This is a genomic window from Janthinobacterium aestuarii (assembly GCF_046113285.1).
Lineage (GTDB): Bacteria > Pseudomonadota > Gammaproteobacteria > Burkholderiales > Burkholderiaceae_D > Janthinobacterium.
This window is the reverse complement of record NZ_CP142524.1, coordinates 6,031,578-6,055,919: the sequence shown is the minus strand read 5'-3', so window position 1 is coordinate 6,055,919 and position 24,342 is coordinate 6,031,578. Positions and strand designations below refer to the sequence as shown.

General features: G+C 61.9%; 19 protein-coding genes and 1 tRNA gene. 14 read left to right on the top strand and 6 right to left on the bottom strand.

Translation table 11 applies throughout. The features are described 5' to 3' along the window. The first annotated feature begins 104 nt into the window (after positions 1–104). A complete protein-coding gene (locus tag OX462_RS27270) occupies positions 105–1,550 on the top strand; it encodes a tetratricopeptide repeat protein (RefSeq protein ID WP_409027450.1) in 1,446 nt (481 codons plus the stop codon). On the opposite strand, the gene OX462_RS27265 is transcribed toward OX462_RS27270, so the two are convergent. After that, complete coding sequence (locus tag OX462_RS27265) at positions 1,487–2,107, bottom strand: LysE family translocator (RefSeq protein WP_409027449.1); 621 nt, start codon at positions 2,105–2,107, stop codon at positions 1,487–1,489. The two genes, OX462_RS27270 and OX462_RS27265, sit on opposite strands and share 64 nt — an antisense overlap. A 153-nt stretch (positions 2,108–2,260) precedes the next feature. Here OX462_RS27265 and OX462_RS27260 point away from each other — a divergent pair, with 153 nt between their 5' ends. The 4 genes from OX462_RS27260 (at position 2,261) to OX462_RS27245 (ending at position 4,833) form a co-directional block, all read left to right on the top strand. Continuing rightward, positions 2,261–2,743 carry an Lrp/AsnC family transcriptional regulator gene (locus OX462_RS27260; RefSeq protein ID WP_034783718.1) on the top strand — a complete coding sequence of 161 codons (483 nt, stop codon included), beginning with the start codon at positions 2,261–2,263 and terminating at the stop codon, positions 2,741–2,743. A gap of 82 nt (positions 2,744–2,825) precedes the next feature. Beyond that, positions 2,826–3,782, top strand: a complete 957-nt coding sequence (pip, locus tag OX462_RS27255; RefSeq protein ID WP_070219002.1) for a prolyl aminopeptidase — start codon at positions 2,826–2,828, stop codon at positions 3,780–3,782. A gap of 112 nt (positions 3,783–3,894) precedes the next feature. After that, positions 3,895–4,335, top strand: a complete 441-nt coding sequence (locus tag OX462_RS27250) for a DUF2721 domain-containing protein (protein WP_070219003.1) — start codon at positions 3,895–3,897, stop codon at positions 4,333–4,335. A gap of 42 nt (positions 4,336–4,377) precedes the next feature. Then, positions 4,378–4,833: a hypothetical protein gene (locus OX462_RS27245; RefSeq protein WP_034752899.1), complete on the top strand. Its 456-nt coding sequence runs from the start codon at positions 4,378–4,380 to the stop codon at positions 4,831–4,833. A gap of 1 nt (position 4,834) precedes the next feature. Here OX462_RS27245 and OX462_RS27240 read toward each other — a convergent pair whose 3' ends face one another. Continuing rightward, complete coding sequence (locus OX462_RS27240; RefSeq protein ID WP_409027448.1) at positions 4,835–5,416, bottom strand: SRPBCC family protein; 582 nt, start codon at positions 5,414–5,416, stop codon at positions 4,835–4,837. Positions 5,417–5,575: 159 nt separating this feature from the next. On the opposite strand from OX462_RS27240, the gene OX462_RS27235 reads away from it, so the two are divergent. Continuing rightward, positions 5,576–7,621 carry an oxidoreductase gene (locus OX462_RS27235; RefSeq protein WP_409027447.1) on the top strand — a complete coding sequence of 682 codons (2,046 nt, stop codon included), beginning with the start codon at positions 5,576–5,578 and terminating at the stop codon, positions 7,619–7,621. A gap of 81 nt (positions 7,622–7,702) precedes the next feature. On the opposite strand, the gene ybaL is transcribed toward OX462_RS27235, so the two are convergent. From ybaL to OX462_RS27220, 3 genes are all read right to left on the bottom strand, one after another. Continuing rightward, the gene (ybaL, locus tag OX462_RS27230) at positions 7,703–9,412 is read right to left on the bottom strand and encodes a cation:proton antiporter domain-containing protein (protein WP_409027446.1); all 1,710 of its coding nucleotides are present in this window, start codon (positions 9,410–9,412) and stop codon (positions 7,703–7,705) included. Positions 9,413–9,621: 209 nt separating this feature from the next. After that, positions 9,622–10,743 (bottom strand): beta-ketoacyl-ACP synthase III, encoded by a 1,122-nt coding sequence (locus tag OX462_RS27225; RefSeq protein WP_409027445.1) that lies wholly within the window; start codon positions 10,741–10,743, stop codon positions 9,622–9,624. Positions 10,744–10,940: 197 nt separating this feature from the next. Next, a complete protein-coding gene (locus OX462_RS27220; RefSeq protein WP_070289417.1) occupies positions 10,941–12,383 on the bottom strand; it encodes a carboxyl-terminal processing protease CtpA in 1,443 nt (480 codons plus the stop codon). A gap of 367 nt (positions 12,384–12,750) precedes the next feature. On the opposite strand from OX462_RS27220, the gene OX462_RS27215 reads away from it, so the two are divergent. From OX462_RS27215 to OX462_RS27205, 3 genes are all read left to right on the top strand, one after another. Beyond that, positions 12,751–12,972, top strand: a complete 222-nt coding sequence (locus OX462_RS27215; protein ID WP_409027444.1) for a hypothetical protein — start codon at positions 12,751–12,753, stop codon at positions 12,970–12,972. 176 nt (positions 12,973–13,148) lie between these two features. Continuing rightward, positions 13,149–15,224, top strand: a complete 2,076-nt coding sequence (locus OX462_RS27210) for a M13 family metallopeptidase (RefSeq protein WP_409027443.1) — start codon at positions 13,149–13,151, stop codon at positions 15,222–15,224. Between the two features lie 243 nt (positions 15,225–15,467). Next, on the top strand, positions 15,468–17,543 hold the full coding sequence (locus OX462_RS27205; RefSeq protein WP_409027442.1) for a M13 family metallopeptidase: 2,076 nt from the start codon (positions 15,468–15,470) through the stop codon (positions 17,541–17,543). 307 nt (positions 17,544–17,850) lie between these two features. Here the strand turns inward: OX462_RS27205 and OX462_RS27200 are convergent, their stop codons facing one another. Continuing rightward, entirely contained in the window at positions 17,851–18,414 is a 564-nt protein-coding gene (locus tag OX462_RS27200; protein ID WP_099408100.1) for a c-type cytochrome, read from the bottom strand. A gap of 199 nt (positions 18,415–18,613) precedes the next feature. Here OX462_RS27200 and OX462_RS27195 point away from each other — a divergent pair. The 5 genes from OX462_RS27195 (at position 18,614) to OX462_RS27175 (ending at position 24,341) form a co-directional block, all read left to right on the top strand. Further along, positions 18,614–18,689, top strand: a tRNA-Arg gene (locus OX462_RS27195). A 195-nt stretch (positions 18,690–18,884) separates the two neighbouring features. Continuing rightward, on the top strand, positions 18,885–19,349 hold the full coding sequence (locus OX462_RS27190) for a helix-turn-helix domain-containing protein (RefSeq protein WP_083287649.1): 465 nt from the start codon (positions 18,885–18,887) through the stop codon (positions 19,347–19,349). After that, positions 19,349–19,927, top strand: coding sequence for a PIN domain-containing protein (locus tag OX462_RS27185; protein WP_409027441.1), 579 nt, complete (start codon positions 19,349–19,351; stop codon positions 19,925–19,927). The genes OX462_RS27190 and OX462_RS27185 overlap by 1 nt, the downstream gene beginning before the upstream one ends. A 294-nt stretch (positions 19,928–20,221) precedes the next feature. Further along, entirely contained in the window at positions 20,222–22,879 is a 2,658-nt protein-coding gene (locus OX462_RS27180) for a TonB-dependent receptor (RefSeq protein WP_409027440.1), read from the top strand. A 109-nt stretch (positions 22,880–22,988) separates the two neighbouring features. Next, positions 22,989–24,341, top strand: a complete 1,353-nt coding sequence (locus tag OX462_RS27175; RefSeq protein ID WP_409027439.1) for an MFS transporter — start codon at positions 22,989–22,991, stop codon at positions 24,339–24,341. Position 24,342 lies beyond the last annotated feature (1 nt).

Here is a 24,342-nt window from a genome sequence, read left to right as displayed (position 1 = left end):
AAACAGAAAAGACAGCTGCGGCTGTCTTTTTTTATGCTTGCCAGCAAAACAAGGAGATCGCCGGATTTGCCTTAGAATCAGTATTTCTCCACTGCATCATCTCCATGACCCTTGTTCCCGCCTTGCGCCGCGCCAGCGTGGCCGCCATCCTTCTTCTGGGTACTTCCGCGGCCCAGGCCAGCGTCGCGTTCCACATCACGGTGGTTACCGAGCGCGTCAACCAGCCCGGCGTAAAAACCAGCCTGCCCGCGCGCGAGACGCAGGACAGCGATGTCGTGCTGGGACCGCATTACCTGAGCGTACGCGATGGCCGCATTCTGTCCGTCTTCGACTTTGCCACGCGCCGCCGCCACGTCATCGATACGGCGGCGTCCACCTACGACACGTATTCGCTGTTCGACGTGGTGGGCTTTCGCGCCGCCGAGCTGCGCCACCGGCAGGGGCTTGGCGGCATGCTGAAGGCGGGCGGCCTGGAGCAGCACGCAACGCCTCGCGTGTATGAGGAGCAGGCTTTGTCGGTGCTGGACAACAAGCGGCGCGGCGCTCTGCAGCCGCAAGTGCTCGACGGCGCCGTGCTGTGGTCGCTCGACGGGCAGCCCCTGCTGCGCCTGGGCATCGCGGGCAGCCCCGTCAGCGGCGACGACGCCACGGCCTTTGCCCAGTACCTGCGCTACACCTGGGGTGGCCACCCGCTGCTGCTGAAGATGCTGGCCGATGGCAAGCGCGTTCCCGCCGACTTCACCTTGCACTACCAGGAGGTGGGCGGCACGGTGACGCGGCGGTTCCGCATCAGCGCCATGACGGCGGGCGCACCGGCCACCTATACCTTGTCCGCCTACCGGCCCCGTCCGCTGGCGGCCGATGCGCCCCCGCTCGAGCGCGTGCTGGCGCAGGCGGCGCTGTTGCCGCCGCCGGGACCCCAGGCGCCTCAGGCACACCCTGCGCTGCGGGCCGAAGCGGAAAAACTGTTTGCCGCCGACCAGCCTTTCGAAGCTTTCTTGACCATGCTGGAAGACCATTTTTCCACGGGCGCGCTGGTGGAAAAGCTCACGCCCCGGCAGCAGCAGGCCATGCAGGAATGCCAGCCCATCCACGATTTGACGCGGGGATTGCTTGCCAAGGACCATGAAGGCATCGCAGCCGCGCTGGCCACCGTGCAAGAGTTAAGGACGCAAACGGGGATGGCGCAGCCCGTGCTGGCCTTGTTCGAGGGGAATTTGCGCGCCAAGCTGGGGCAATGGCCGCAAGCGACGGCCTTGTATCTGCAAGTGCTGCAGGCAAAACCGCAGATGGCGGCCGTGTACCAGGACCTGGGCGACGCCTTGCTGGCGCAGTTCGATGCGCCGAATGCATGGCGCAGCTGGGATGCGGGCCGGGCGATGGCGCCGGCGCTGCGGCAATTTCGCAAGGTCAACGACCTCGAGCGCAGCCTGCTGAACGATTACCCCGCCTTCTTTGCCGGCGGGGCGCCGCTGCCGCCGACAGTTCAGCCCAGCACCAGCCGCCCGGCCAGCAAGACGAAGACGGTGGGCAGTACGAACTTGCCGTAAGGCGAAGGTTTGCCGCGCAGGCGGCGCGCCAGGCGCGCGGCCAGCACGGCGTACATGGCATCGAACAGTAATCCCACCAGCACCAGGATGGCGCCCAGGCGCAGGTATTGCAGGCCCACGCTGTCGCTGCCCATGACGAATTGCGGCAGGAACATGCTGCAAAACAGCAGTGCCTTCGGATTGAGCAGATTCGTCAGGAAGCCGCGCACCAGGCTGGCACGGGCGCTGTGCGCCGTGGCGGGGGCGGCTTTTTCCTCCGTTGTTTTGGCCGACAGGGCTGACTGCAGCAGGCGCAGCGCCAGGTACAGCAGGTAGGCGGCGCCCGCCCATTTGACCCACTGCAAGGCTTGCGGATGCGTGACCATCAGCGCCGCCAGGCCCGCGCCCGACAGCGCCACGTGCACGGCGCGCGCGCCGGCGATACCCAGTGCCGTCACCAGCGCCGTGGCCACGCCGCGCGCGGCGCCCGTCGCCAGCACCAGCGCCATGTCGGGGCCCGGCAATAAAAAGGCGCCGGCCAGTGCCAGCAGGTACATCAGGAAGGTAGAATCGGACATGGCTCAGTCGAAAAGAAAAGCGGGAGCATGCGCACGCTGCAGCCTGCTCGCCGGGCCCCATTATGTTCTTGACGCGATGAAATGTGCTTGCTTTTCCTGCCCTGCATGCCCTAGTATTCGGGTAGATTCCACTCGTATCAAAACAAAAATTAGATGAAAATTCCAGAAGTTAGCCTCGACGCCACCGATTTGCAGATACTCAGGCTGTTGCAGGATGAAGGACGGCTGTCGAATGCGCGCCTGGCCGAGCGCTTGAAGCTGAGCGAAACCCCCGTCTGGCGCCGTCTGCGCCGCCTGGAAGAGGAAGGGTTTATTACCGGCTACCAGGCTTTGCTCAACCGCAAGAAGCTGGGCATCGGCCTGGTGGCGTTCGTACGCGTCGTGTTTGCCAACCATGGCGGTGAGCAGCCGTCGCAGTTCGAGCAAGCGATCGCGACGATTCCCGAAATTCTGTCATGCCACAATGTGGCGGGCGAAGCCGATTATTTCCTGCAAGTGGTGGCGCGCGACCTGGAAGCGTATGGCGAATTCGTCTCGACCGTGCTGCGCCGCCTGCCTGGCGTGGCGGAAATCCAGTCCAGCCTGTCGATGCGCGAAATCAAGTCGTCGAACCGCCTGCCCTTGCTGCTGGCCTGAGCCGGCGGCGGCGCACTATAATTGGAACAGTTGCCAGGCCTCATGCCTGGCGCCCTGACCGCCATTCCAAGGACCGCTCGCCATGCCCGATTCTTTGTCACCCCTGTTTCCCGCCCTGACGCCGAACCGGCACGGCATGCTGGCCGTTGATGACATCCATACCATTTATTGGGAAGAGTGCGGTAACCCCGACGGCATTCCCGTGCTGTTCCTGCATGGCGGCCCGGGCGCGGGCCTGTCGCCGCAGCACCGCCGCTTTTTTGACCCGCAGCGCTACCGCGTGATCCTGTTCGACCAGCGCGGCGCCGGCAAGTCCACGCCGCTGGGCGAATGGCGCAACAACACGACGCAGCTGCTGATCGAGGACATCGAACGCCTGCGCGCCCAGTTCGGCATCGCCCAATGGCTGGTGTTTGGCGGCTCCTGGGGTTCGACCCTGGCGCTGGCATATGGCCAGGCGCATCCGGCGGCCTGTCTCGGTTTCGTGCTGCGCGGTATTTTCCTGTGTACGCAGGCGGAAATCGACTGGTTCATCGAAGGCGTGCGCTGGTTTTATCCGGAACTGTACGAGGAATTCGCCGCCCCCATTCCGCTCGAGGAGCGGGGCGACCTGCTGGCGGCCTACGTGCAACGCATCCTCAGCAGCGACCCGGCCGTGTACTGGCCGGCCGCGCGCGCCTGGAGCCGCTTCGAAGGCCGCCGCGTGTACCTGATGCCGCAGCCGGAAGACGCGCCGAACGATGCGCTGGACCTGGGCGTGGGCCGGCTCGAATCGCATTACATGGCCAATCTCGGTTTCTTCGAGGAAGACCAGCTGATCCGCAACATGGGACGCATCGCGCATTTGCCGGCCGTCATCGTGCAGGGACGCTACGACGCCATCTGCCCGCCGCTGTCGGCCTACCGCCTGCAGCAAGCCTGGCCTGGTTCCCAGCTGGAAATGATTCCCGACGCGGGCCATGGCGCGCTCGAGCACGGCATCGCTTCGGCGCTGGTGCGCGCCACCGAGCGCTTTGTGCCGGGGCGCGGCTTCGCATGACCTTGCAACACGCCGGTTGGCAAAGCGGCCAGCCGGCGTGCGCCACCTGCTACACTATGGCCTGTGCTGGCGCCAGGGTCGGGCGCCGGTGTGAACCCACGACTTTTTATCCATGAACATACAGATCGGCGACATCGGCCATATCATCCAGCTGGCGATTGCGCCGGTTTTCCTGTTGACCGGTATCGGCACCATGCTGGTGGTACTGACCAACCGCCTGGGCCGCATCATCGACCGCACGCGCGTGCTGGAAGACCGGCTCGACATCGGCTACAACGATTTCTATATGGATGAGCTAGATACCCTGTATCGGCGTACCCATCTGATCAATTATTCGATTTCGCTGAGCACGGCGTGCGGTTTCTTCGTCTGCGTCATCATCGCCATGCTGTTTTTGGGCGATATTCTGAACCTGACCCTGGACAAATACATCGCGGCCTTCTTTGTGCTGGCCGTGATTTGCCTGATCGGCTGTTTTATTTATTTACTGCGCGAAATTTACCTGGCTGCCAGGGCCCAGCGCATCCGGCGCCATATCCGCCCGCCCCGCTAGGCGGCGCGCCGGTTTACCCTACTATTGAAGAACGAGTCCAGCATGCACGATTACAAACGTCCCCCCACCCTGCACCGCTACGGCCAGCGCAGCGAACTCGAGCTGGCGCTGAGCCTGGGCCAGTTCCGCCTGGCGCCAGCGGGCAATTGTTTGACCCTGAGTTTTTCGCAAGTGTGGGACAAGCAACTGTTCGACCTGTTTGCCCCGGCCGACGCTTGTTTGATCATCCACAATACGGAAGAATTCGGCGAACGCCTGCACCGCGCCGTGCAGCGCACCTTGCCCAGCTGGGCCGGCATCGATGGCCTGGTCGAATACGGCCAGCGCGCAGCCCTGGGCGCCGCCTTCACCAAGACGCGTGCCGAAGCGCCCGAACAGGAATGGCTGTTCGCCTGGCGCTCGATGCAGCCGCAAGCGAGCCTCAACCCCGTCACCGTAAAACTGGGCAGCCTGGAAAACTTCGCGGAAATCCGCGACCGCGATACCTATCTGGCTTGATTTAACCTGCCTTTTCCGCGTACTGGCTGTCGATGCGGGTGAGTACGGCCGCCATCATGCGTTCGATATCGCCGCGTATCATGGTCGTGCCCAGCATGCCGGGCACATAGAAGCCCGGCATCAGCCGGCTGGAAAAGACGATGCGCGTGCCGCCCGTCTCGGGCACGGGATACAGATTCCAGCGCGATTCGTAATGCCGCATGTCGCCCGAGATCAGGGCGATGTCGATGGCCGTCAACGGCGTTTCCGTGGCCCGCACCACCAGGTGGATGGGGTGGTTCATGAACAGGAAGCGCGCCATGCCCTGCTGCTCGATGATGACTTCATTGCCGTTGCGCGACAGCACGCGGCAGGAACTGAGGTCGGGCACGAATTCGCTCATGCGCTCGTAGGTGGTCAGGGTCTTCCACACGGAGGCCGGCGGCGCCTGCACGCTGCCGCTGGCATCGACTTCATACATGCGCTGCCCGTCGACCTCGATGCGCTTGACCTCGACCTTCAGCTTGTCCAGGCGTATCGCCTGTGCCGGCGCGGTAGCGGGGACGGCGCACAGCATCAACAGGCAGAGGAAGAGTCGCTTCATGCCACCTAGCCTACGGGAAAGTACCGCCCGGCACAAGCTGTACGCATCGCCGGCGGGCGCGCCGGGCGATTTAGAACTCCCGGTCTAGAGAAAGTCGCTGCGGCGAGCGGCAATGCTTGCTACCGTACGGCCTGCAACCACCTTACCGGACCGATCACCATGACTGCCTACCCCCATCTGCTGGCCCCGCTCGACCTGGGTTTTACCACCTTGCGCAACCGCGTCATCATGGGGTCCATGCACACGGGCCTGGAAGACCGCTTTTATCATTATGGCAAGCTTGCCGCGTTTTACCGCGAACGGGCACGCGGCGGCGTGGGCCTGATCGTCACGGGCGGCATCTCGCCGAACCGGCAAGGCTGGCTGCTGCCGTTCGGCGGCACCTTGAATTTCCTTGGCGACGTGCCCAACCACCGCAAGGTCACGCGCGCCGTGCACGAGGAGGGCGGCAAGATCGTCATGCAGATCCTGCATGCGGGCCGTTACGGCTACCAGCCGTTCGTCGTCTCGGCGTCGGCCAAAAAATCGCCGATCTCGCCGTTCCGCCCCCGTCCCCTGACGGAACGGGGTATCGAGCGCACCATCTGCGACTACGTGCGCTGCGCGCGCCTGGCGCAAAAGGCGGGCTACGACGGCATCGAAGTGATGGGCAGCGAAGGCTATCTGCTGAACCAGTTCCTGTGCGCGCGCACGAATCTGCGCCAGGACCGCTGGGGCGGCACGATCGAGAACCGCATGCGCCTGCCCGTGGAGATCGTGCGCCGCATCCGCGCCGCCGTCGGCCCCAACTTCATCATCATGTACCGCCATTCCCTGCTCGACCTGGTCGAGGGCGGCAATACCTGGGACGATGTGGTGACGGTGGCCAAGGCGCTGGAACAGGCGGGCGTAACGATTCTGAATACCGGCTTCGGCTGGCATGAGGCAAGAGTCCCCACCATCGTCACCTCGGTGCCGCGCGCCGCGTTTGCCAGCGTGGCGGGCCGGCTGCGCCGCGAAGTCACCATTCCCGTGGTGGCGTCGAACCGCATCAACATGCCGCACGAGGCGAATGCCATCCTCGAGCGGGGCGACTGCGACCTGGTGTCGATGGCGCGCCCCTTCCTGGCCGACCCTGATTTTGTCGCCAAGGCGGCCGCGGGCCGCGCGGACGAGATCAACACCTGCATCGGCTGCAACCAGGCCTGCCTCGACCACACCTTTGCCAACAAGCGCGCCAGCTGCCTGGTCAACCCGCGCGCCTGCCATGAAACGGAACTGGTCTATGCGAAAAAAGCCGTGCCGCGCCGCGTGGCCGTCGTCGGCGCCGGGCCGGCCGGCTTGTCGGCCGCCACCGTGGCGGCCGAATGCGGGCACGAGGTGACCCTGTTCGACAGCAGCGACAGCGTGGGTGGCCAGTTCAAGGTGGCCATGCAGATACCGGGCAAGGAAGAATTTACGGAAACCATCCGCTATTTTGCCCGCCGCATCGCCTTGTCGACTATCAAGCTGCGCCTGGGCCAGCGCGTCACGCGCGAGCAATTGCTGGCCGGCGGTTATGACGACGTCATCATCGCCACCGGCATCAAGGTACGCCTGCCTGCCATTCCCGGCATCGACCATCCGACAGTGCTGTCCTACCTGGATGTGCTGCAAGCCAAAAAGCCCGTGGGCGCGCGCGTGGCCATCATCGGCGCGGGCGGCATCGGTTTCGACGTGGGCGAGTATTTGCTGCACGACCCGGCGCACCCGCTGCCGCAGCCTGTATCGACCTGGGCGGGCGAGTGGGGCGTGGACTTGAATGCGGCGACGGGCGGCGGCCTGGTGCCGCCCGCAGCGCCCCATCCCGTGCGGCAGATCTTCCTGTTGCAGCGCAAGACGTCGAAAGTGGGCGCGGGGCTGGGCAAGACCTCGGGCTGGGTGCACCGCGCGGCGCTGGCGCGCAACGGCGTGGCCATGCTGGCCGGCGTGACTTACGACAAGATCGACGGGCAAGGCTTGCACATCACCGTGGGCGGCGAGCAGCGCCTGCTGGCGGTGGACAACGTCATCATCTGCGCGGGCCAGGACAGTTTGACGGAACTCATGCCGGAAACGGACAAGGATGGCAAGCCGCTGCTCGCGGGCGGCCCCCGTTTTCATAAAATCGGCGGCGCCGCGCTGGCGGCGGAACTCGACGCCAAGCGGGCGATACGGGAAGGGGCGGAGCTGGCGGCGCGTTTGTAACTCTGAAAAAAAAACTGGGGTCGGACCCTCAGGGTCCGACCCCGGCATTTGCATGGGTCACAGATTCGGCATCAAAGAGCCTTAATGGCCATGTCCCTTGCTGGCCGTCTCAAAACTCTGCAGCACGTGCTCGGCCATGCCATTGGCCAGTTCGTGCTCGCCGATGAACACCTTGCCCGCGTTTTCCGCGCGCAGCAATTCCGCCTCTTCCTCGCTGTGCGTGCGCACCACCGTCAGGATGTGCGGGTTCAGCGCGCGCGCCGTCTCGATCATGGCGCGCACGTGGAAGGTGTCCGGCGTGGCGATGACGAGCATGGTGGCGTGCGTGATGTGCGCCTGGATCAGTACGGCCGGTTCGCCCGCATTGCCGGCCACGGCCGGGATGCCCTGTTTGCGCAGCTGATCGACGATCTCACGGTTTTCCTCTGCCACGACAAAGTGGATGCCCCGCTCCATCAGGGCGGCGGCGATGCGCCGGCCCACGCGGCCATAGCCGACCAGCACGATCTGGCCCGACAGTTTTTCCTGCGGCACCGTCATCGGCAGCTCGGCCAGCGGGTCCGTGGTGCGTTCGAACTTGCGCGCGAAATCGCTGTTGCCGATCACGCGCAGCAGCGGCTTGGCCATGCTGAAGACGAGCGGGTTAAGGGCGATCGACAGGATGGCGCCGGCCAGGATCAGGCTTTGCCCTTCCTGCGGCATCAGGCCCAGGGACAGGCCCAGGGCGGCCAGGATGAACGAGAATTCGCCGATCTGCGCCAGGCTGGCCGAGACGATGATGGCCGTTTTCGGCGGATAGCGCAGCGCCATCACGAGCAGGAAGGCGGCGATCGACTTGCCGAAGATAATGATCGCGCACACGGCCAGCACTTGCAGGGGCTTGTCGATGAGGATGGTCGGCTCGAACAGCATGCCGACGGACACGAAGAACAGCACGGCGAACGCGTCGCGCAAGGGCAGGGACTCTTCCGCGGCGCGGTGACTGAGTTCCGATTCGCGCAGTACCATGCCGGCGAAGAAGGCGCCCAGCGCGAACGACACGCCGAACAGCTTGGTCGAGGCGTAGGCGATGCCGACGGCGGCGGCGATCACGCACAGGGTGAACAGTTCGCGCGAACCGGTGCGCGCCACTTGCCACAGTATCCACGGGAACAGCTTGCGGCCGACGACCAGCATGAAGATGATGAAGCCGGCCACTTGACCCAGGGTCACGGCCAGGGTTTGCCACAGGCTGACGGCTTCGGCATTGGGCGCGACCTTGCCGCCGAGCACACTGGCGAACGCCGGCAGCAGCACGAGGACCAAGACGGTGACCAGATCTTCCACCACCAGCCAGCCGACGGCGATGCGGCCATTGAGCGAGTCGAGGATGCCCCGTTCTTCCAGCGCGCGCAGCAGCACCACGGTACTGGCCACGGACAGGGCCAGGCCAAAGATCAGCCCGCCACCGAGGGTCCAGCCCCACCAGTGGGCCAGGCCCATGCCCATCGCCGTGGCGACGCCGATCTGCAGGATGGCGCCGGGCAGCGCGATCTTGCGCACGTCCCACAAATCTTCGATGGAAAAGTGCAGGCCGACACCGAACATCATCAGCATCACCCCGATTTCCGCCAATTGTCCCGCTATTTCCGCGTCCGCCACAAAACCGGGCGTGGCCGGTCCGATGATAATGCCGGCGGCCAGATAGCCGACCAGTGCCGGCAGTTTCAGGCGCGCGGCGATGAAGCCGAAGATGAGGCCAAACCCGAGGGCGGCGGCGATGGTGGTGATCAGGCTGATGTCATGGGGCATGCGTGTGGGGTTCCTTATGGGGACGTGCGGGTAGAAAAAGATGTTGCTCAGCGGCCAAGTATAAACGCATCAAAGCCCTTGCCGGAATGTTCCTGCGGCTTTATCGCAAAAAACCTGTGCTATATCTTCGTCCAGGTGGCCGCGAACGCATGCCTATCCGTCACGAACATCGCCTAATTCAGCAGTCAGGCGATGTTACACCCATGCGCTCAGAGCTTGCGCACGACCACGCAGCCGATGGAATAGCCGGCGCCGAACGAGCAGATGACGCCGGTGCTGCCTGCCGCCATGTCATCCTGATATTTATGGAAGGCGATGATGGAACCGGCCGACGAGGTATTCGCGTAGGTGTCGAGGATCACGGGCGCTTCGTTCTCTTGCGCGTCGCGGCCCAGGATCAGGCGCGCGATCAGCAGGTTCATGTTCAGGTTGGCCTGGTGCAGCCAGTAGCGGGAGACTTGCGCCACTTCCACGCCGGCCTTGGCCAGGGTCGCCTTGATCATCTCGGCCGCCATCGGGCACACTTCCTTGAAGACCTTGCGCCCTTGCTGGCGGAACAATTTGTCGGCCTTGCCCACGCCGGACTCGTCAAAACGGTTGAGGAAGCCGAAATTGTTGCGGATGGCGTTAGAGAAGCGCGTTTTCAGTTCCGTGCCGATGATCTCGAACTGGTGCTGCGAGACGGCCGTGTCCTTCGCTTCGACGATGATGGCGGTGCAGGCGTCGCCGAAAATGAAATGGCTGTCGCGGTCGCGCCAGTTCAGGTGGCCGCTGGTGATTTCCGGATTCAACACCAGCACGGCGCGCGCCTGGCCGCTTTGCACGGCGGCCACGGCTTGCTGGATGCCGAAGGTGGCGGACGAGCACGCCACGTTCATGTCAAAACCATAGCCGTCGATGCCGAGCGCATCCTGCACTTCCACGGCCATGGCCGGGTAGGCGCGCTGCATGTTGCTGCAGGCCACCAGCACCATGTCGATGTCGGCCGGCGTGCGGCCGGCGCGAGCCAGGGCGTCTTTGGCGGCGGCGACGGCCATTTCCGCCTGCAAGGACAGTTCGTCATCGCCCCGTTCCGCAATGCGCGAGACCATGCGGGCCGGGTCGAGGATGCCTTCCTTTTCCATCACGAAGCGCGACTTGATGCCGGACGCCTTTTCGATGAAGGCCACGCTCGACAGTTCCAGCGCCGTCACCTCGCCCGCGGCGATCGCGTCGGCGTTATCGGCATTGAACTTTTCCGCGTAGGCATTGAAGCAGGTGACCAGCTCTTCGTTGGAGATCGAAAAGGGCGGCGTATACAGTCCGGTACCGCTGATGACGACTTGTTTCATGGTTAAACTTTCAAATTTGGCAATCGGCGCGGCGCCGATAAGTGAAGCAAATTTTACACAAACGGGCTCGACTGTAGAGAGTTTCGTGTTGCGGGGGAGGGGGAAGTGTGGCGGAAGATTGATTTTTGTCGCGTGGACGGGTGCTGGGGGTATTGCGTGTGATGGGGTCAGACCCGGCGGGTCTGACCCCAAACTGCCTACTTTTTCTGTTCTTTCTTGACGTCGGCCTGCACCACCACCGGTTCGGCCTTGGCCAGCTGCACCGGCAAGCCCTTCAGGTGGTTCAGCGCCTGGTGCAATTGAAAATCGTCCTGGCTGCCAAATTCCAGTGGCTTGCGGGTCTTTTCCAGGGCGATGATGCGCAATTGCTCTTCCATCTCGTCGTTGACGGGCGCCGCCTTGGCACTTTCTTGGTCGCGGTCGTTGCTCAGGTGCTTGGTCAGGTCCGCTTCGCGGATGCGCAAGCCGTTCAAGCCGTCGCCGTCCGCATTCTCATCGACCAGCAGGTCGGGCACGATGCCCTTGGCCTGGATCGAGCGGCCGTTCGGCGTGTAGTAGCGGGCCGTCGTCAGCTTGACGGCCGTGTCGGCCGTCAGCTGGCGGATGGTTTGCACGGAACCCTTGCCGAAGGTTTGCGTGCCGATGATGGTGGCGCGCTTGTAATCCTGCAGGGCGCCGGCGACGATTTCCGAGGCCGAGGCCGACCCCGTGTTGACGAGCACCACCAGCGGTACTTTCTTGATGGCGGCCGGCAATTTCGCCAGCGCGTCGCCTTCCGAGCGGAAGGTATAGTATTCGGCGCGGCCGTAGAACACCTGTTTCGAGTCCGGCAACTGGCCGTTGGTCGAGACGATGGCCGCGTCCTTCGGCAGGAAGGCGGCCGAGACGCCGATGGCGCCCTGCAGCACGCCGCCCGGATCGTTGCGCAGGTCCAGCACCATGCCCTTGATGTTCGGGTCTTGCTGGTATAGCGCTGTGATCTGCGCGGCCATGTCGTCGACGGTCGGTTCCTGGAATTGCGATACGCGCAGCCAGGCGTAGCCGGGTTCGACCATCTTCGCCTTCACGCTCTTTTGATGGATTTCCTCGCGCGTGATGGTGAACGCCAGCGGCTGCGGTTCATCCTTGCGGGCAATGGTCAGCGACACCTTGGTGCCCGGTTCGCCGCGCATGCGCTTGACGTTATCGTCCAGGCTGACGCCTTTCACGGGCTGGCCATCGAGGCGGGTGATCAAATCGCCGGCCTTGATGCCGGCGCGGTAGGCGGGCGAATCCTCGATGGGCGAGACGATCCTGATGTAGCCATCTTCGCTCAGGCCGATTTCGATGCCCAGGCCGACGAACTTGCCTTCGGAGCCTTCGCGCAGCTCGGCATAGGCTTTCTTGTCCAGGTAGGCGGAATGGGGGTCGAGCGAGGCGACCATGCCGGCAATGGCGTCTTCCAGCAGTTTTTTGTCTTCCACCGGCTCGACGTAATCGGACTTGATCAGGCCAAACACGTCGGCCAGCTGGCGCAGCTCTTCCAGCGGCAGGGGCGGCTCGACGGTTTTTTGCGCCATGGCGGAAAATTGCAGCGACACGGCGACGCCGGCCACCACGCCCAGGCCGATCAAGCCGGTATTTTTGAGTTTGCCCATCATTGCACCTTTGCAGCTAGCGTGTCTTGCACAAGCGCCAGTCCCCGTGGAGCGGCGCTTTGTTGAAAGTATAGACCTGAATCTCTGCCGGCGCGGGCCGGCCGCGGAAAAAGCATGCCTTGGCCCAGTCTACGCGCGAAAACGGGGCTGTCAGCTTGCCATATGTTGCGGTTTTGTATGCGATGTATAGGGGGTCTTGAGGGGAGTAAGCATTTGTAAGAGTCGAAAAAAAGCGTGTGCGGCGGCCCTATAGTGGACTCGCATTCTCGACCCGAAGTGGTTTTGCCTGCGTCCGCGGACGCAGGCTTTTTTTTGTCGGCGGGTTCAAGCTCATTTAGACTGGCGCTTCTTCCTTGGCAGCGGATAAAAAATGTTAACTGATTTGCAGGCACGTGCCGCGCTCACAGCGCTGATTGAAAAGTATCTGCGGGGGCGGTATCCCGATGCCGGCCTGCTGATCGACATCGTTCAGGATCCGTCACGGCAAGTGCCGATTCGGGGTGTGCTCGAAGATATCGGACAGTTCAACGACACGCAGTTCACGCAACAGGAGCGGGCGCTGATCGACGACTTGCTGTATCTGTATGGATAAACGTGTGAATATACCTTGAGCCTGGCCGAACTGAGCGGCGATTCCCGGGCAGTTCCCGGGGCAAGGATGGTCAAATGGCATGGCCGCGTGCTACATTCCCATAGCGCCCGGCGCGACGGGCTATCCGCCCGCAGCTATCTGCCCGGTCTTTTTGACATGCCCCATAAGGACAATTCGTGAATCGCTATCTCTTAAGCAGTCTGACCCTGACCCTGTTGGCTGCGTTTGCCCATGCCGCCGAACCCGTATCCGCCGTGGCCGCGCCGACCGTAGCCCCGAGCGCCGCGCCTGCCGCCGCCGGCGTCGTTTCCGGCATCGATGTGCAGTACATCGACCCCGCCGTGCGCGTGCAGGATGACTTCTTCACCCATTTGAACGGCAAGTGGCTGGCCACGACCGAGATTCCTGCCGACAAATCGAGCTGGGGTTCGTTCGCCAAGCTGCGCGACGACACGACGCCGCAGTTGCGCGGCATCATCGAGTCCACGCAACAGGACAAGAACAAGAAGGCCGGTTCCGAAGCGCAGAAGATTGCCGACCTGTACGCCAGCTACATGGATGAAGCCAAGCTCGAAGCGCTGGGCACGAAGCCGCTGGCCGGCGAACTGAACCGCATCCGCTCGCTGCGCGACAAGAAGGGCGTGCCCGCCCTGATCGCCCACCTGAGCCAGACGGGTGTGTCGACCCCGTATGCCGTGTATGTGGGCCAGGATGCGCGTGCCTCGACCAAATATGCGGCGTATGTGAGCCAAAGCGGCCTGGGCATGCCCGACCGCGACTATTACCTGGAAGCCAAGCAGGCTGGCGTGAAGGAAAAATACCAGGCGCACGTGGAAAAAATGCTGGCCATGGCGGGCGACAAGAACGCCGCCGCCCGCGCCAAGGCCGTCGTTGCCCTGGAAACGGCTCTGGCCGAAGTGCAATGGACCAAGGTCGAGAACCGCGACCCTGTGAAACGCTACAACAAGACCGACATCAATAAACTGAACGACCTGACCCCGGGCTACGACCTGAAGTCGGGCCTGGCCGCCTTGGGCATCGCCAACAAGGTCGATTACGTCATCGTCAACCAGCCGAGCTACCTGGCCGGCTACGACAAGGTGCTGGCCGCCACCGACCTGGACACCCTGAAAGCGTATTTCGAATGGCAGTTGCTGCGCAGCTATGCCAGCTACCTGTCGAAAAACTTCGTCGACGAGAGCTTTGCCTTCTACGGCACGGTACTGAGCGGCGTGACGGAAAACCAGCCGCGCTGGAAGCGTGGCGTGGGCGCCGTCGAAGGCGTGCTGGGTGAAGCCGTCGGTAAGCTGTATGTCGCGCAATATTTCCCGGCCGAGCGCAAGGCGCACATGCAGGACCTGGTGAAAAACGTGCTGGCCGCCTACAAGGACAGCATCGACACCCTGGACTGGATGAGCCCGGAGACCAAGAAGGAAGCGCAAGCCAAGCTGGCCAAGTTCACGCCGAAGATCGCGTATCCGAACAAATGGCGCGATTACACGAAGCTGCAAATCGTCCAGGGCGACCTGGTGGGCAACATGATGCGCGCCGCCAACTTCGGTTCCGCGCGCCAGGTGGCCAAGCTCGGCAAACCGATCGACCGCGAAGAGTGGGGCATGACGCCGCAAACGGTGAACGCCTATTACAGCTCGACGATGAATGAAATCGTCTTCCCGGCCTCCATCCTGCAGCCGCCGTTTTTTGACGCCAACGCGGACGATGCCGTCAACTATGGCGCCATCGGCGCCGTCATCGGTCATGAAATCAGCCACGGTTTCGACGACAAGGGCAGCCAGTCTGATGGCGACGGCAACCTGCGCGACTGGTGGACCCCGGCCGACCGCAAGAACTTCGCCGCCAAGGCCGACGCGCTGACCAAGCAGTACGATGGTTACAGCCCATTGCCGGGCTATCACGTCAACGGCGCGCTGACCCTGGGCGAAAACATCGCCGACAACTCGGGCGTGGCGATCGCCTATAAAGCGTACAAGATCTCGCTGGGCGGCAAGCCGGCGCCCGTGCTGGACGGCCTGACGGGCGACCAGCGCTTCTACATGGGCTTTGGCCAGGTGTGGCGCAGCAAGATGCGCGAAGCGCAGCAGATCGTGCAGATCAAGACCGACCCCCATTCGCCGGGCCAGTACCGCGCGAACGGCACCATGGTCAACCAGCCTGGCTTCTATGAAGCGTTTGGCGTGCAACCGGGCGACAAGATGTATGTCGCCCCGGAAAATCGCGTGATCATCTGGTAAGTGTCATCCGACATACCGATGGCGCTCACCATGTTGTCGGCTTACGCCCTCCGGGCTAAGCCGACCTACGTCATGTAAACGTTATCTTGTCACAACAAAAGAGACCACCGCGCGTGGTCTCTTTTGTATTTCTGTCAAAGTTCTTTCTGTCATTTCAGCCGGTATGCTACAGTCAAAAACCGGGCCAGAAGCCTAGGGCCTTCTGACCCTTATATTTCACACAATACAATATAGAGGACAACCGTGAATCGTTATTTGTTAAGTGCATTGACCCTGAGTTTGCTGGCTGGCGTGTCCGGCATGGCTGGCGCCGCTGATGCGGCCAAGAAAGCTGCTGCCGCGCCCGCCACGGCCGCCGCATCGGCCGCGCTGACCTCCGGCATCGCCATCGAATACGTCGACCCTGCCGTGCGCGCGCAGGACGATTTGTTCCAGCACCTGAACGGCAAATGGCTGGCGGAAACCGTGATTCCTGCTGACAAGTCGAGCTGGGGCAGCTTTGCCAAGCTGGCCGACGATACGCAAACGCAGCTGCGCGGCATCGTCGAAGGCGCTGCCGCCGACAAGGCCCGCGCGGCCGGTTCGAATGCGCAGAAAATCGGTGATTTCTATAACAGCTTCATGGATGAAGCCAAGCTGGAAAGCCTGGGCCTGACGCCCCTGAACGCGGAACTGGCGAAGATCGCCGCGCTGCAGGACAAGGCGGAGTTGCCTGCCGTGATCGCCCACTTCAGCAAGCTGGGCGTGACCTCGCCGTACGACTTCGGCATCCACCAGGACGCCAAGGATTCCACCAAATACGTGGCGGACATCGTGCAAAGCGGCCTGGGCCTGCCTGACCGCGATTACTACCTGGAAGAGGGCAAGGCCGATACGCGCGCCAAATACCTGGCCCACGTGGAAAAAATGCTCAGTTTGGCCGGCGACGCGAACGCGGCCGCGAATGCGAAAGCCATCCTCGCGCTGGAAACGGAGCTGGCCAAGGCGCAATGGAGCAATGTGCAGAACCGCGATCCCGTCAAGACCTACAACAAGGTGGAACTGGTGAAACTGGCCGCCGTGGCGCCCGGCTACGACTGGGCCCGCTACCTGAAGGACACGGGCATCGCCGGCAAGGTCAATTATGTGATCGTCAGCCAGCCCAGCTACCTGAAGGGTTTCGCCGAGATCGCCAACAAGACGCCGCTGGAAACGTGGAAAGCATACTTCCAATGGCACTTGCTGCACGCCAACGCCGGCTACCTGCCGAAAGCGTATGTCGATGAAAACTTCGCCTTCTATGGCACCACCCTGACGGGCGTGACGGAAATGCGTCCGCGCTGGAAACGCGGCGTGGGCGCCGTCGAAGGCGCGCTGGGCGAAGCCGTGGGCCAGCTGTACGTCGAGCAGTATTTCCCGGCCGAGCGCAAGGTGCGCATGGAAGCGCTGGTGAAAAACCTGATGACGGCCTACAAGCAAAGCATCGACAAGCTCGACTGGATGAGCCCTGTCACCAAGAAACAGGCGCAAATCAAGCTGGCCAAGTTCACCACCAAGATCGGCTACCCGAACAAATGGCGCGATTACTCGGGCCTGACGGTGGCGCCCGATGATTTGATCGGCAACATCCAGCGTTCGCACCTGCTCAATTACAACCGCGAATTGAACAAGCTGGGCCAGCCTATCGACCGCGACGAGTGGGGCATGACGCCGCAGACCGTGAACGCCTATTACAACCCGGAACTGAACGAAATCGTCTTCCCGGCCGCCATTTTGCAGGCACCGTTCTTTGACGCCAAGGCGGACGACGCCGTCAACTACGGCGCCATCGGCGGCGTGATCGGCCATGAAATCAGCCACGGCTTCGACGACCAGGGCGCCCAGTACGACGGCGACGGCAATCTGCGCGACTGGTGGACCAAGGCCGACCATAAAAACTTCGCCAAGAAGACCAAGCAGCTGGTGGCGCAGTACAACAGCTTCAGTCCGGTGAAAGGCCACTTCGTCAACGGCGAGCTGACCCTGGGCGAGAACATCGCCGACAATTCCGGCGTGGCAATTGCCTACAAAGCGTATAAATTGTCGCTGAACGGCAAGCAAGCCCCCGTCATCGATGGTTTCACGGGCGAACAGCGCTTCTACGCGGGCTTTGCCCAGGTATGGCGCATGAAGATGCGTGAAGCGCAGCAACTGGTCTTGCTGAAAACGGATCCGCACTCGCCAGGCCAGTTCCGCGCCAACGGCACCATGCGCAACCAGCCAGGTTTCTATCAAGCCTTCGACGTGAAACCGGGCGACAAGATGTATCTGCCGCCGAAAGACCGCGTCATCATGTGGTAAGACGCTAAGTAATCCTCGGGAAATTAGTGTGAATTTATGACGAATAGAACCGGATGCTATGCAAGGCGCTCGCTGCGACGCAGCGCGAGCACTGCTAGCAGCGAGCAAGCCTCGTCGGCCACCTTGCAGAGCGCCGGTTATAGAAGTCAGAAATCACAATAATTTATTGGGGGTTACTTAGTTCAAGGCATAAGTTGCCAGCCGCCCCGCGCAAGCCGGGCGGCTTTTTTACGGCCGGATGTAACGCAACGGCGGGTAAAAAAAAACCGCCCTTGCGGGCGGTTCCTCGATACGGGTGCTGCGCTGCTTACTTGGCAGGCTCGGCGGCTGGTGCGCTGGCGCCGTCAGCGGCTGCGGCCGGTGCCGGCACTTCCGGTTCCTTGAACTTGCCGCCCGACGCGTTGGCGATATAGACCACGGCGCGCGCCACTTCCACATCGTCGAGGTCGGGATTGCCGCCCTTGGCCGGCATCGCGCGCAAGCCTTCGATCGCGTGTTTCAGGACCGTATCGTAGCCCTGGGCCAGGCGTGCCGACCAGCTGCCCGCATCGCCAAATTTCGGTGCACCGGCCACGCCGGCGCCATGGCAAGCCACGCAGGTGGCCGTGTAGACGGCTTCACCGCTTTGCAGCACTTTCGGGCCGCTGGCATCCTTGAAGGTAAAGCCTTCATTGGCCACCGGGCTCAAGCGGGCATCGATGGCTTCCGGCGACTGGCTGTCCGTCCCGGCGCCCGTCAGTTTTTGCGCCGTGACGAACTGCACCAGCAGGATGATGCCGATGACGGTGATGAGGAAGAAGCCCGCTACGGCGGCAAGCAATTGTTTAGGCGTTTTGATCGCTGATTGTTGTTCGTTATGTGCGTCGCTCATGATGTCCTTAGTCCAGATTTGAAACTGATGGCCGTGTAAGGTAGCATTTTTACATGCTTGTATGTAAACCTTTATGAAACCCACAATTATAGGCACAAAAATTGAGCAGTGACATGCAATTGCCAGCGATACGACAGTTTCCGTAGACGTAGGTAAAGAAAAACGGTATCCTTCGCATCACTTCAGAAATTCCCCCTACGCGGCTGTAGCTCAGTGGATAGAGTATTGGCCTCCGAAGCCAAGGGTCGTGGGTTCGATCCCCGCCAGCCGCACCAAGATTTTCCTCATCGTTTCCAGATCATTTCTCCACCATGTCGCGGTTGATGGCACTGGCTTTCTGTCGGCCTGTATCTGTTCGCCTTGCCGTTAAAACGTCGTGTCGTACTTGTCCTTGCACAAATTGTTATACTAATTTGGTTGCGTTTATTGCGTTTGCTTCGTAAGCTTCAATGGAAAGTAGGGAGGATGCCATGTCGAATGTGCTTGATCGTCTGGACAATAAAGAAGACCTGGAACTGGCGAAGGCGGCGCAGCGCTGCCTGGTGAGTGCGCTTGATCATTCTCGTGCCGTGCAGATTGCCGTTCTGGAAGAGGGCGCGCAGGACTTGGGTGATGCACCCTTGCTGCGTTTGCCGCCGAATGTGTTGCGCCTGTTTGCCGATGTCTTAGGTACCTTGGCCCAAGGTAAGGCCGTGACAGTCATGCCGAAGGAACATGACGTGACGACACAGGAAGCGGCCATGTACCTGAACATGTCACGTCCCTACCTGGTGCGCCTGCTTGAGGCAGGGAAGATTCCCCATCATAAGGTGGGTACGCACAGGCGGCTGCGCTTTGAGGATGTGGTGCAGTACAAGGATGAGCGCAAACGGCGTTCGCAACAGGCCTTGCAGGCTTTGGCAGATCAGGCGCAGGAGCTTGAACTGGGGTACTGATGGCTGGATACTACCGTTACACTGCCGTCCTCGATGCCTGTGTGTTGTATCCGGCCCCCTTGCGCGATCTATTGCTGAGTTTGGCGGCGGACGGTATTTTCAGCGCACGCTGGACAGCACGGATACAGGAAGAGTGGCAACGCAATTTGCTACTCAAGCGGCCTGATCTCGATCCTTCGGCATTGGCGCGCACCAGCGCGCTGATGGCCGAGGCGGTCGAAGACGGCGTGATCGAGTCGTATGAATACCTGATTGATGCCTTGGTCTTGCCCGATGCCGACGACCGGCACGTGCTGGCGGCAGCCATCGTGGGGCATGCGGACGCCATCGTCACGTTCAATCTTAAAGACTTCCCGGACGCGATCATGCGAGGGCACAACATTGAAGTCTTGCATCCCGATGATTTTCTGGTGGCGCAGTATGAACTGGCCCCGATACGCATGCTCAGTGTCGTCAAGGAAAACCGGGCGCGATTGCGCAAACCGCCCAGATCCGCTGCCGAATTGATTGCCACCTACGAAGCGCAAGGCTTGCCGCAACTGGGGAAGTTGCTGCATTCCGCAATTGCCTTGCCCTAGCGTCTGCTTCGGCAACCGGGCAAGAGTTGCTCCCCCGCTTGAAAGACATGCCTCCGTTGTCCAGGATCGTGTACTGCCGTTTTTTTAGGCGTGATCACGCCTGAAATGTCCCTGGCGCCCCTGCCGTTGTCGCATTACAACCTCCAAAGTCACCCAGCCATCGATATCAAAATTGATATCGAAACAGTGGAAAAATTGATTGGAGAGATTATCGCCCAGCCCCTAAGATAAACGCCGAGCATGCGAACGACATGCAAGCAGCACAAAAAATATCAATACAATATCTGGAGATTCATGATGCGCAACGCCACCGGCCCGCTCGCGGCCACTTTCCCTCGTCCATTCATGTTGAAGGCAGCCGTTGCGGCATTGGCCGGTATCGGCTTGCTGAGCACGGCTTCGGTGTGGGCGCAGGAGGCGGTGGCGGCCGATGCCAGTGCCGAGCCTGCCGCGGAAGTGGCTGTCGTGACCGTCAGCGGCGTGCGCCGCTCGGCGCAGAACTCGCAGCAGATCAAGATGCGCTCGGACCAGGTCATCGATTCCATCGTCGCCGACGACATCGGTAAATTCCCCGATAACAACGTGGCCGAGACCCTGGCGCGCATTTCCGGCATCCAGATCCGCCGCGATTCGGGCGAAGCCAGCGCCGTCATGATCCGCGGCTTGCGCGATGTCACGACCCTGCTCAACGGCCGCGAGCTGTTCACCACCACGGGCCGCTATGTCAACCTGGCCGACATTCCCGCCACCATGCTGCAGCGCGTGGACGTGTACAAGTCGCAGGGCGCCGACCAGGTCGAAGGCGGTGTGGCCGGCATCATCGACGTGCGTACGAATCGCCCGTTCGACTTCAAGGATTTCACGGCCAGCGTCAACACGCGCGCCGTCTACAGCGACAAATCGAAAGCCACGGACCCGAACATCAGCGGCATGGTGGCGAACCGCTGGAAGACGGGCATCGGCGAAGTGGGTGCGCTGCTGGGTCTGTCGCAGCAGCAGCATCGTTACCATGAGGAACGCGCGTTCAGTACCACGCCGGTGGATAAGAGTTTCCTGTCGCCGGGCTTGACGGGGCCGGACCAGGTGGGTTTGTTGCCGATCAAGGGCGACCGCCGCCGCACGACCGCCAATGCCGTGCTGCAATGGCGTCCGAACGCCGACGTCGAACTGTATGCCGAAGGCATGGCGACGCGCTTCCTGCTCGACGCCGAGTCCGATTACTTTGTCGGCTTGCCGTGGTGGGGCACACCCGTGTCGGCGACCAAGATTCCCGGCAGCAACCAGCTGCAAACCCTGACCTCGACCAACGTCAACACCATCATGTCGACGCAGGCGAACAAGAACCAGACGAAGACGCACCAGTTTGCCGTGGGCGGCTTGTGGGATATCAACCCGGAATGGCGTTTCACGTCGGAAGTGGCCAGCACCAAAAGCACTTATAACTGGCGCAATCCGATTCTCGACGCCATCACCGTCGTGCCGAACGCCACCATCAATACCAACCAGAACGGCACCCTGCACGTCGACTACACGGGCATCGATCTGCAAGACCCGTCGAACTACTATCTGAAGGGCTTTTTCGACCGCTACGGCAAGGACCAGGGCAGCTCGAACGATGTGCGCGCCGACCTGGCGTACACGCCGAGCGCCGGCGGCATCTTCAAGGAAATCAGCGTCGGCGTGCGCGGCGTCAAGCGCGAAGCCGAATCGATCAAGAGTTTCGAGGGCAATGCGGAAGCACCGGACGTGTCCGGCGCCGCATTTCCGTTCGGTCGCCAGAACGTGACCTCGATCCCGGGCCTCAATTGCCTGTCGGAATCGATGTCCGGCGGCGGCCCCGACTATGGCTTGAAGCAGTGGTACACGCCGTGCGCCAGCTTCCTGCTCAATAACACGGGCACCGTGCGCCAGGCCGTCACGGGCAGCAGCGCGGCGCGCGCCATGGACCCGGGTTCGTTCTTCAAGGATACGGAAAAGACGTATTCGATCTATACCAAGGCGAAGGTCGCCTTCAAGCTGGGCGTCTACCCCGTCGATGGCACCGTGGGCGTGCGCGTGGTGCGCACGGAGCAAAGCCTGCAAGGCAACAGTTCGCAGGATGGCGTCTACACGTCCGTCATCAGCGACACGGCCAGCACCGACGTGCTGCCGAGCGTGGCCCTGAAAATCAAGCTGCGCTCCGACCTGGTCGGCCGCTTCGCTGCGGGCCGCACCATCAGCCGTCCCGGCTTTGCACAGTTGAACCCGGGCGTGGCCCTTGTCAACTCGACGGAAACGGTGAAGGCGACGGGCGCGGGCGGTAATCCGAATTTGAAACCGGTGACGGGCGACAATGTCGATGCGGCCTTGGAATGGTATTTCGCGCCGGCCGGTTCCGTCACGGCCACCGTGTTCCACCATAAGTTCGACGGCTATATCCAGCAACGCATTGCCAGCGAAACCATCGGTGGCAAGGCCTACGACGTGGACCGCCCGTACAACACGGCCGCCGGCAAGCTGCAAGGCCTGGAAATCGGCTACCAGCAGTTTTATGACGGCTTGCCCGGTATCCTGAGCGGCCTGGGCCTGCAGGCGAACGGCACCTACATGAGCGGCACCACCGACGACGAGACGGGCAGCCATGCCATCACGGGCGTGTCGCGCTATGCCTACAACCTGGTGGTGCTGTACGAAAAGGATGCCTGGTCGGGCCGCCTGGCCTACAACTGGCGCTCGAAATTCATCGACAGCTACAACCAGGGCGGTCCCGGCCTGGACTTGAAAGTGGCGCCGACGGCCCAGCTCGACGGTTCGCTGTCGTACAAGATCAACGAGCAGTTCACCGTGACTCTCGATGGCAATAACTTGCTCGACACCAAGTTCAAGGATTACTGGAACGAGCCGGGCGTGTATGCGCGCGATACGCGGCGCTATGACCGGACCGTTGGCGTATCACTGCGCTGGAAAATGTAAGTTGATCACATCGTAAAAAATCAAGGGCGTTGCCATGGTTTCGGCCGGCAGCGCCCGTGTCAGTTGGGCAGTCACGCACGATTCATCATCAAAAGAATGGACGGAAAGCATGGAGACGCAAAAATTATCCACCGTTGAAAAGGTCGGCTTCGGCGCCGGCGACATGGCGCTCAATGTCGTCATCTCGTCGATGATGCTGATCATCACCTTTTTCTATACCGATATCTATGGCTTGAAAACCACGGATCTTGCCCTGCTGTTCGTGGCCGTGAAAGTCATCGGCGCCATCGCCGACCTGGTCATGGGCCAGATCACCGACCGCTACAGCTTTGCCTCGGGCCGCTACCGCCCGTATCTGCTGTGGCTGGCCGTGCCGTACGGCGTCAGCGTCTTCTTCGTCTTCAGCACGCCCGAGTGGCAGTATGACGCCAAGCTGATCTGGGCATATTCGACGTATATTTTGATGACCATCATGACGGCTGGCGTGGGCATTCCCTACATTTCCCTGATCAGCGGCCTGACCAGCGACCCCCAGGACCGCCTGTCGGCCAACGGCTACCGCCTGTTCTTCGCCAAGATCGGCGCCTTCATGGTGACCATCGTCGTGCCTATCCTGTCGCAGCGCTGGGGCGGCGGCAACCCGGCCGTCGGCTACCAGGCGGCCATGGCCGTGATGGCCGTCATGGGCGTGGCCCTGTTCCTGTTCTGCTATTTCTCCACCACCGAGCGCGTGGTGCACGTGGTGGAAAAGCAATCGTTGCTGGCGCAGTTGAAAGTGCTGCTGCAGAACGACCAGTGGCTGGTGCTGTGCGGTGTGTGCGTCACGGGCACCATCGGCTACGTGGTGCGCGGCTCCGTTGCCATCTATTACGCGAAATACTATCTGGGCGGCAGCACGGAAACGGTGGCCGCCTTCCTCACGACGGGCGTGGTGGCCGCCATCCTGGCCATGATCGCCTCGACCTGGATCACCAAGTTTTACTGCAAGGTCAAGCTGTTCCGCTACACGCAGATCGGCGTCGCACTGATCAGCCTGGCGATCTATTTCTTCGTGAAGCCGAGCGACACCGTGCTGGCCTTCGCCCTGTATTTCCTGCTCTCCTTTGTCGTGGACTTGCACGCGCCCGTGTTCTGGTCGGCCATCGCGGAAACCATCGATTACGGTCAAGTCAAGACGGGCAAGCGCGTCTCCGGCTTCGCCTTTGGCGGCATTTCCGTCTGCCAGAAGGCAGGCATGGCGGTGGCGGGCGGCCTGGTGGGCGTGCTGCTCGCGTATTTCGACTACCAGCCCAACCATGAACAAACGCAATTCGCCCTGAACGGCATCGCCCTGATGCTGTCGATCATCCCCGGCTTCTTCCACCTGTTGATGGGCTTGCTGATGTTCAAGTACCGCATCAGCGACAGTTATTACACGGGCGTGAAGTCGGAAATGCACAAGCGCGGTTTTGTCTCCGCGTAAG

What these genes read in the sequence shown, in the direction of transcription:
- OX462_RS27270 (WP_409027450.1), top strand. Translation starts at nt 105, where the DNA reads ATGACCCTTGTTCCCGCCTTGCGCCGCGCCAGCGTGGCCGCCATCCTT.
- OX462_RS27265 (WP_409027449.1), bottom strand. Translation starts at nt 2,107, where the DNA reads ATGTCCGATTCTACCTTCCTGATGTACCTGCTGGCACTGGCCGGCGCC.
- OX462_RS27260 (WP_034783718.1), top strand. Translation starts at nt 2,261, where the DNA reads ATGAAAATTCCAGAAGTTAGCCTCGACGCCACCGATTTGCAGATACTC.
- pip (WP_070219002.1), top strand. Translation starts at nt 2,826, where the DNA reads ATGCCCGATTCTTTGTCACCCCTGTTTCCCGCCCTGACGCCGAACCGG.
- OX462_RS27250 (WP_070219003.1), top strand. Translation starts at nt 3,895, where the DNA reads ATGAACATACAGATCGGCGACATCGGCCATATCATCCAGCTGGCGATT.
- OX462_RS27245 (WP_034752899.1), top strand. Translation starts at nt 4,378, where the DNA reads ATGCACGATTACAAACGTCCCCCCACCCTGCACCGCTACGGCCAGCGC.
- OX462_RS27240 (WP_409027448.1), bottom strand. Translation starts at nt 5,416, where the DNA reads ATGAAGCGACTCTTCCTCTGCCTGTTGATGCTGTGCGCCGTCCCCGCT.
- OX462_RS27235 (WP_409027447.1), top strand. Translation starts at nt 5,576, where the DNA reads ATGACTGCCTACCCCCATCTGCTGGCCCCGCTCGACCTGGGTTTTACC.
- ybaL (WP_409027446.1), bottom strand. Translation starts at nt 9,412, where the DNA reads ATGCCCCATGACATCAGCCTGATCACCACCATCGCCGCCGCCCTCGGG.
- OX462_RS27225 (WP_409027445.1), bottom strand. Translation starts at nt 10,743, where the DNA reads ATGAAACAAGTCGTCATCAGCGGTACCGGACTGTATACGCCGCCCTTT.
- OX462_RS27220 (WP_070289417.1), bottom strand. Translation starts at nt 12,383, where the DNA reads ATGATGGGCAAACTCAAAAATACCGGCTTGATCGGCCTGGGCGTGGTG.
- OX462_RS27215 (WP_409027444.1), top strand. Translation starts at nt 12,751, where the DNA reads ATGTTAACTGATTTGCAGGCACGTGCCGCGCTCACAGCGCTGATTGAA.
- OX462_RS27200 (WP_099408100.1), bottom strand. Translation starts at nt 18,414, where the DNA reads ATGAGCGACGCACATAACGAACAACAATCAGCGATCAAAACGCCTAAA.
- OX462_RS27190 (WP_083287649.1), top strand. Translation starts at nt 18,885, where the DNA reads ATGTCGAATGTGCTTGATCGTCTGGACAATAAAGAAGACCTGGAACTG.
- OX462_RS27185 (WP_409027441.1), top strand. Translation starts at nt 19,349, where the DNA reads ATGGCTGGATACTACCGTTACACTGCCGTCCTCGATGCCTGTGTGTTG.
- OX462_RS27180 (WP_409027440.1), top strand. Translation starts at nt 20,222, where the DNA reads ATGATGCGCAACGCCACCGGCCCGCTCGCGGCCACTTTCCCTCGTCCA.
- OX462_RS27175 (WP_409027439.1), top strand. Translation starts at nt 22,989, where the DNA reads ATGGAGACGCAAAAATTATCCACCGTTGAAAAGGTCGGCTTCGGCGCC.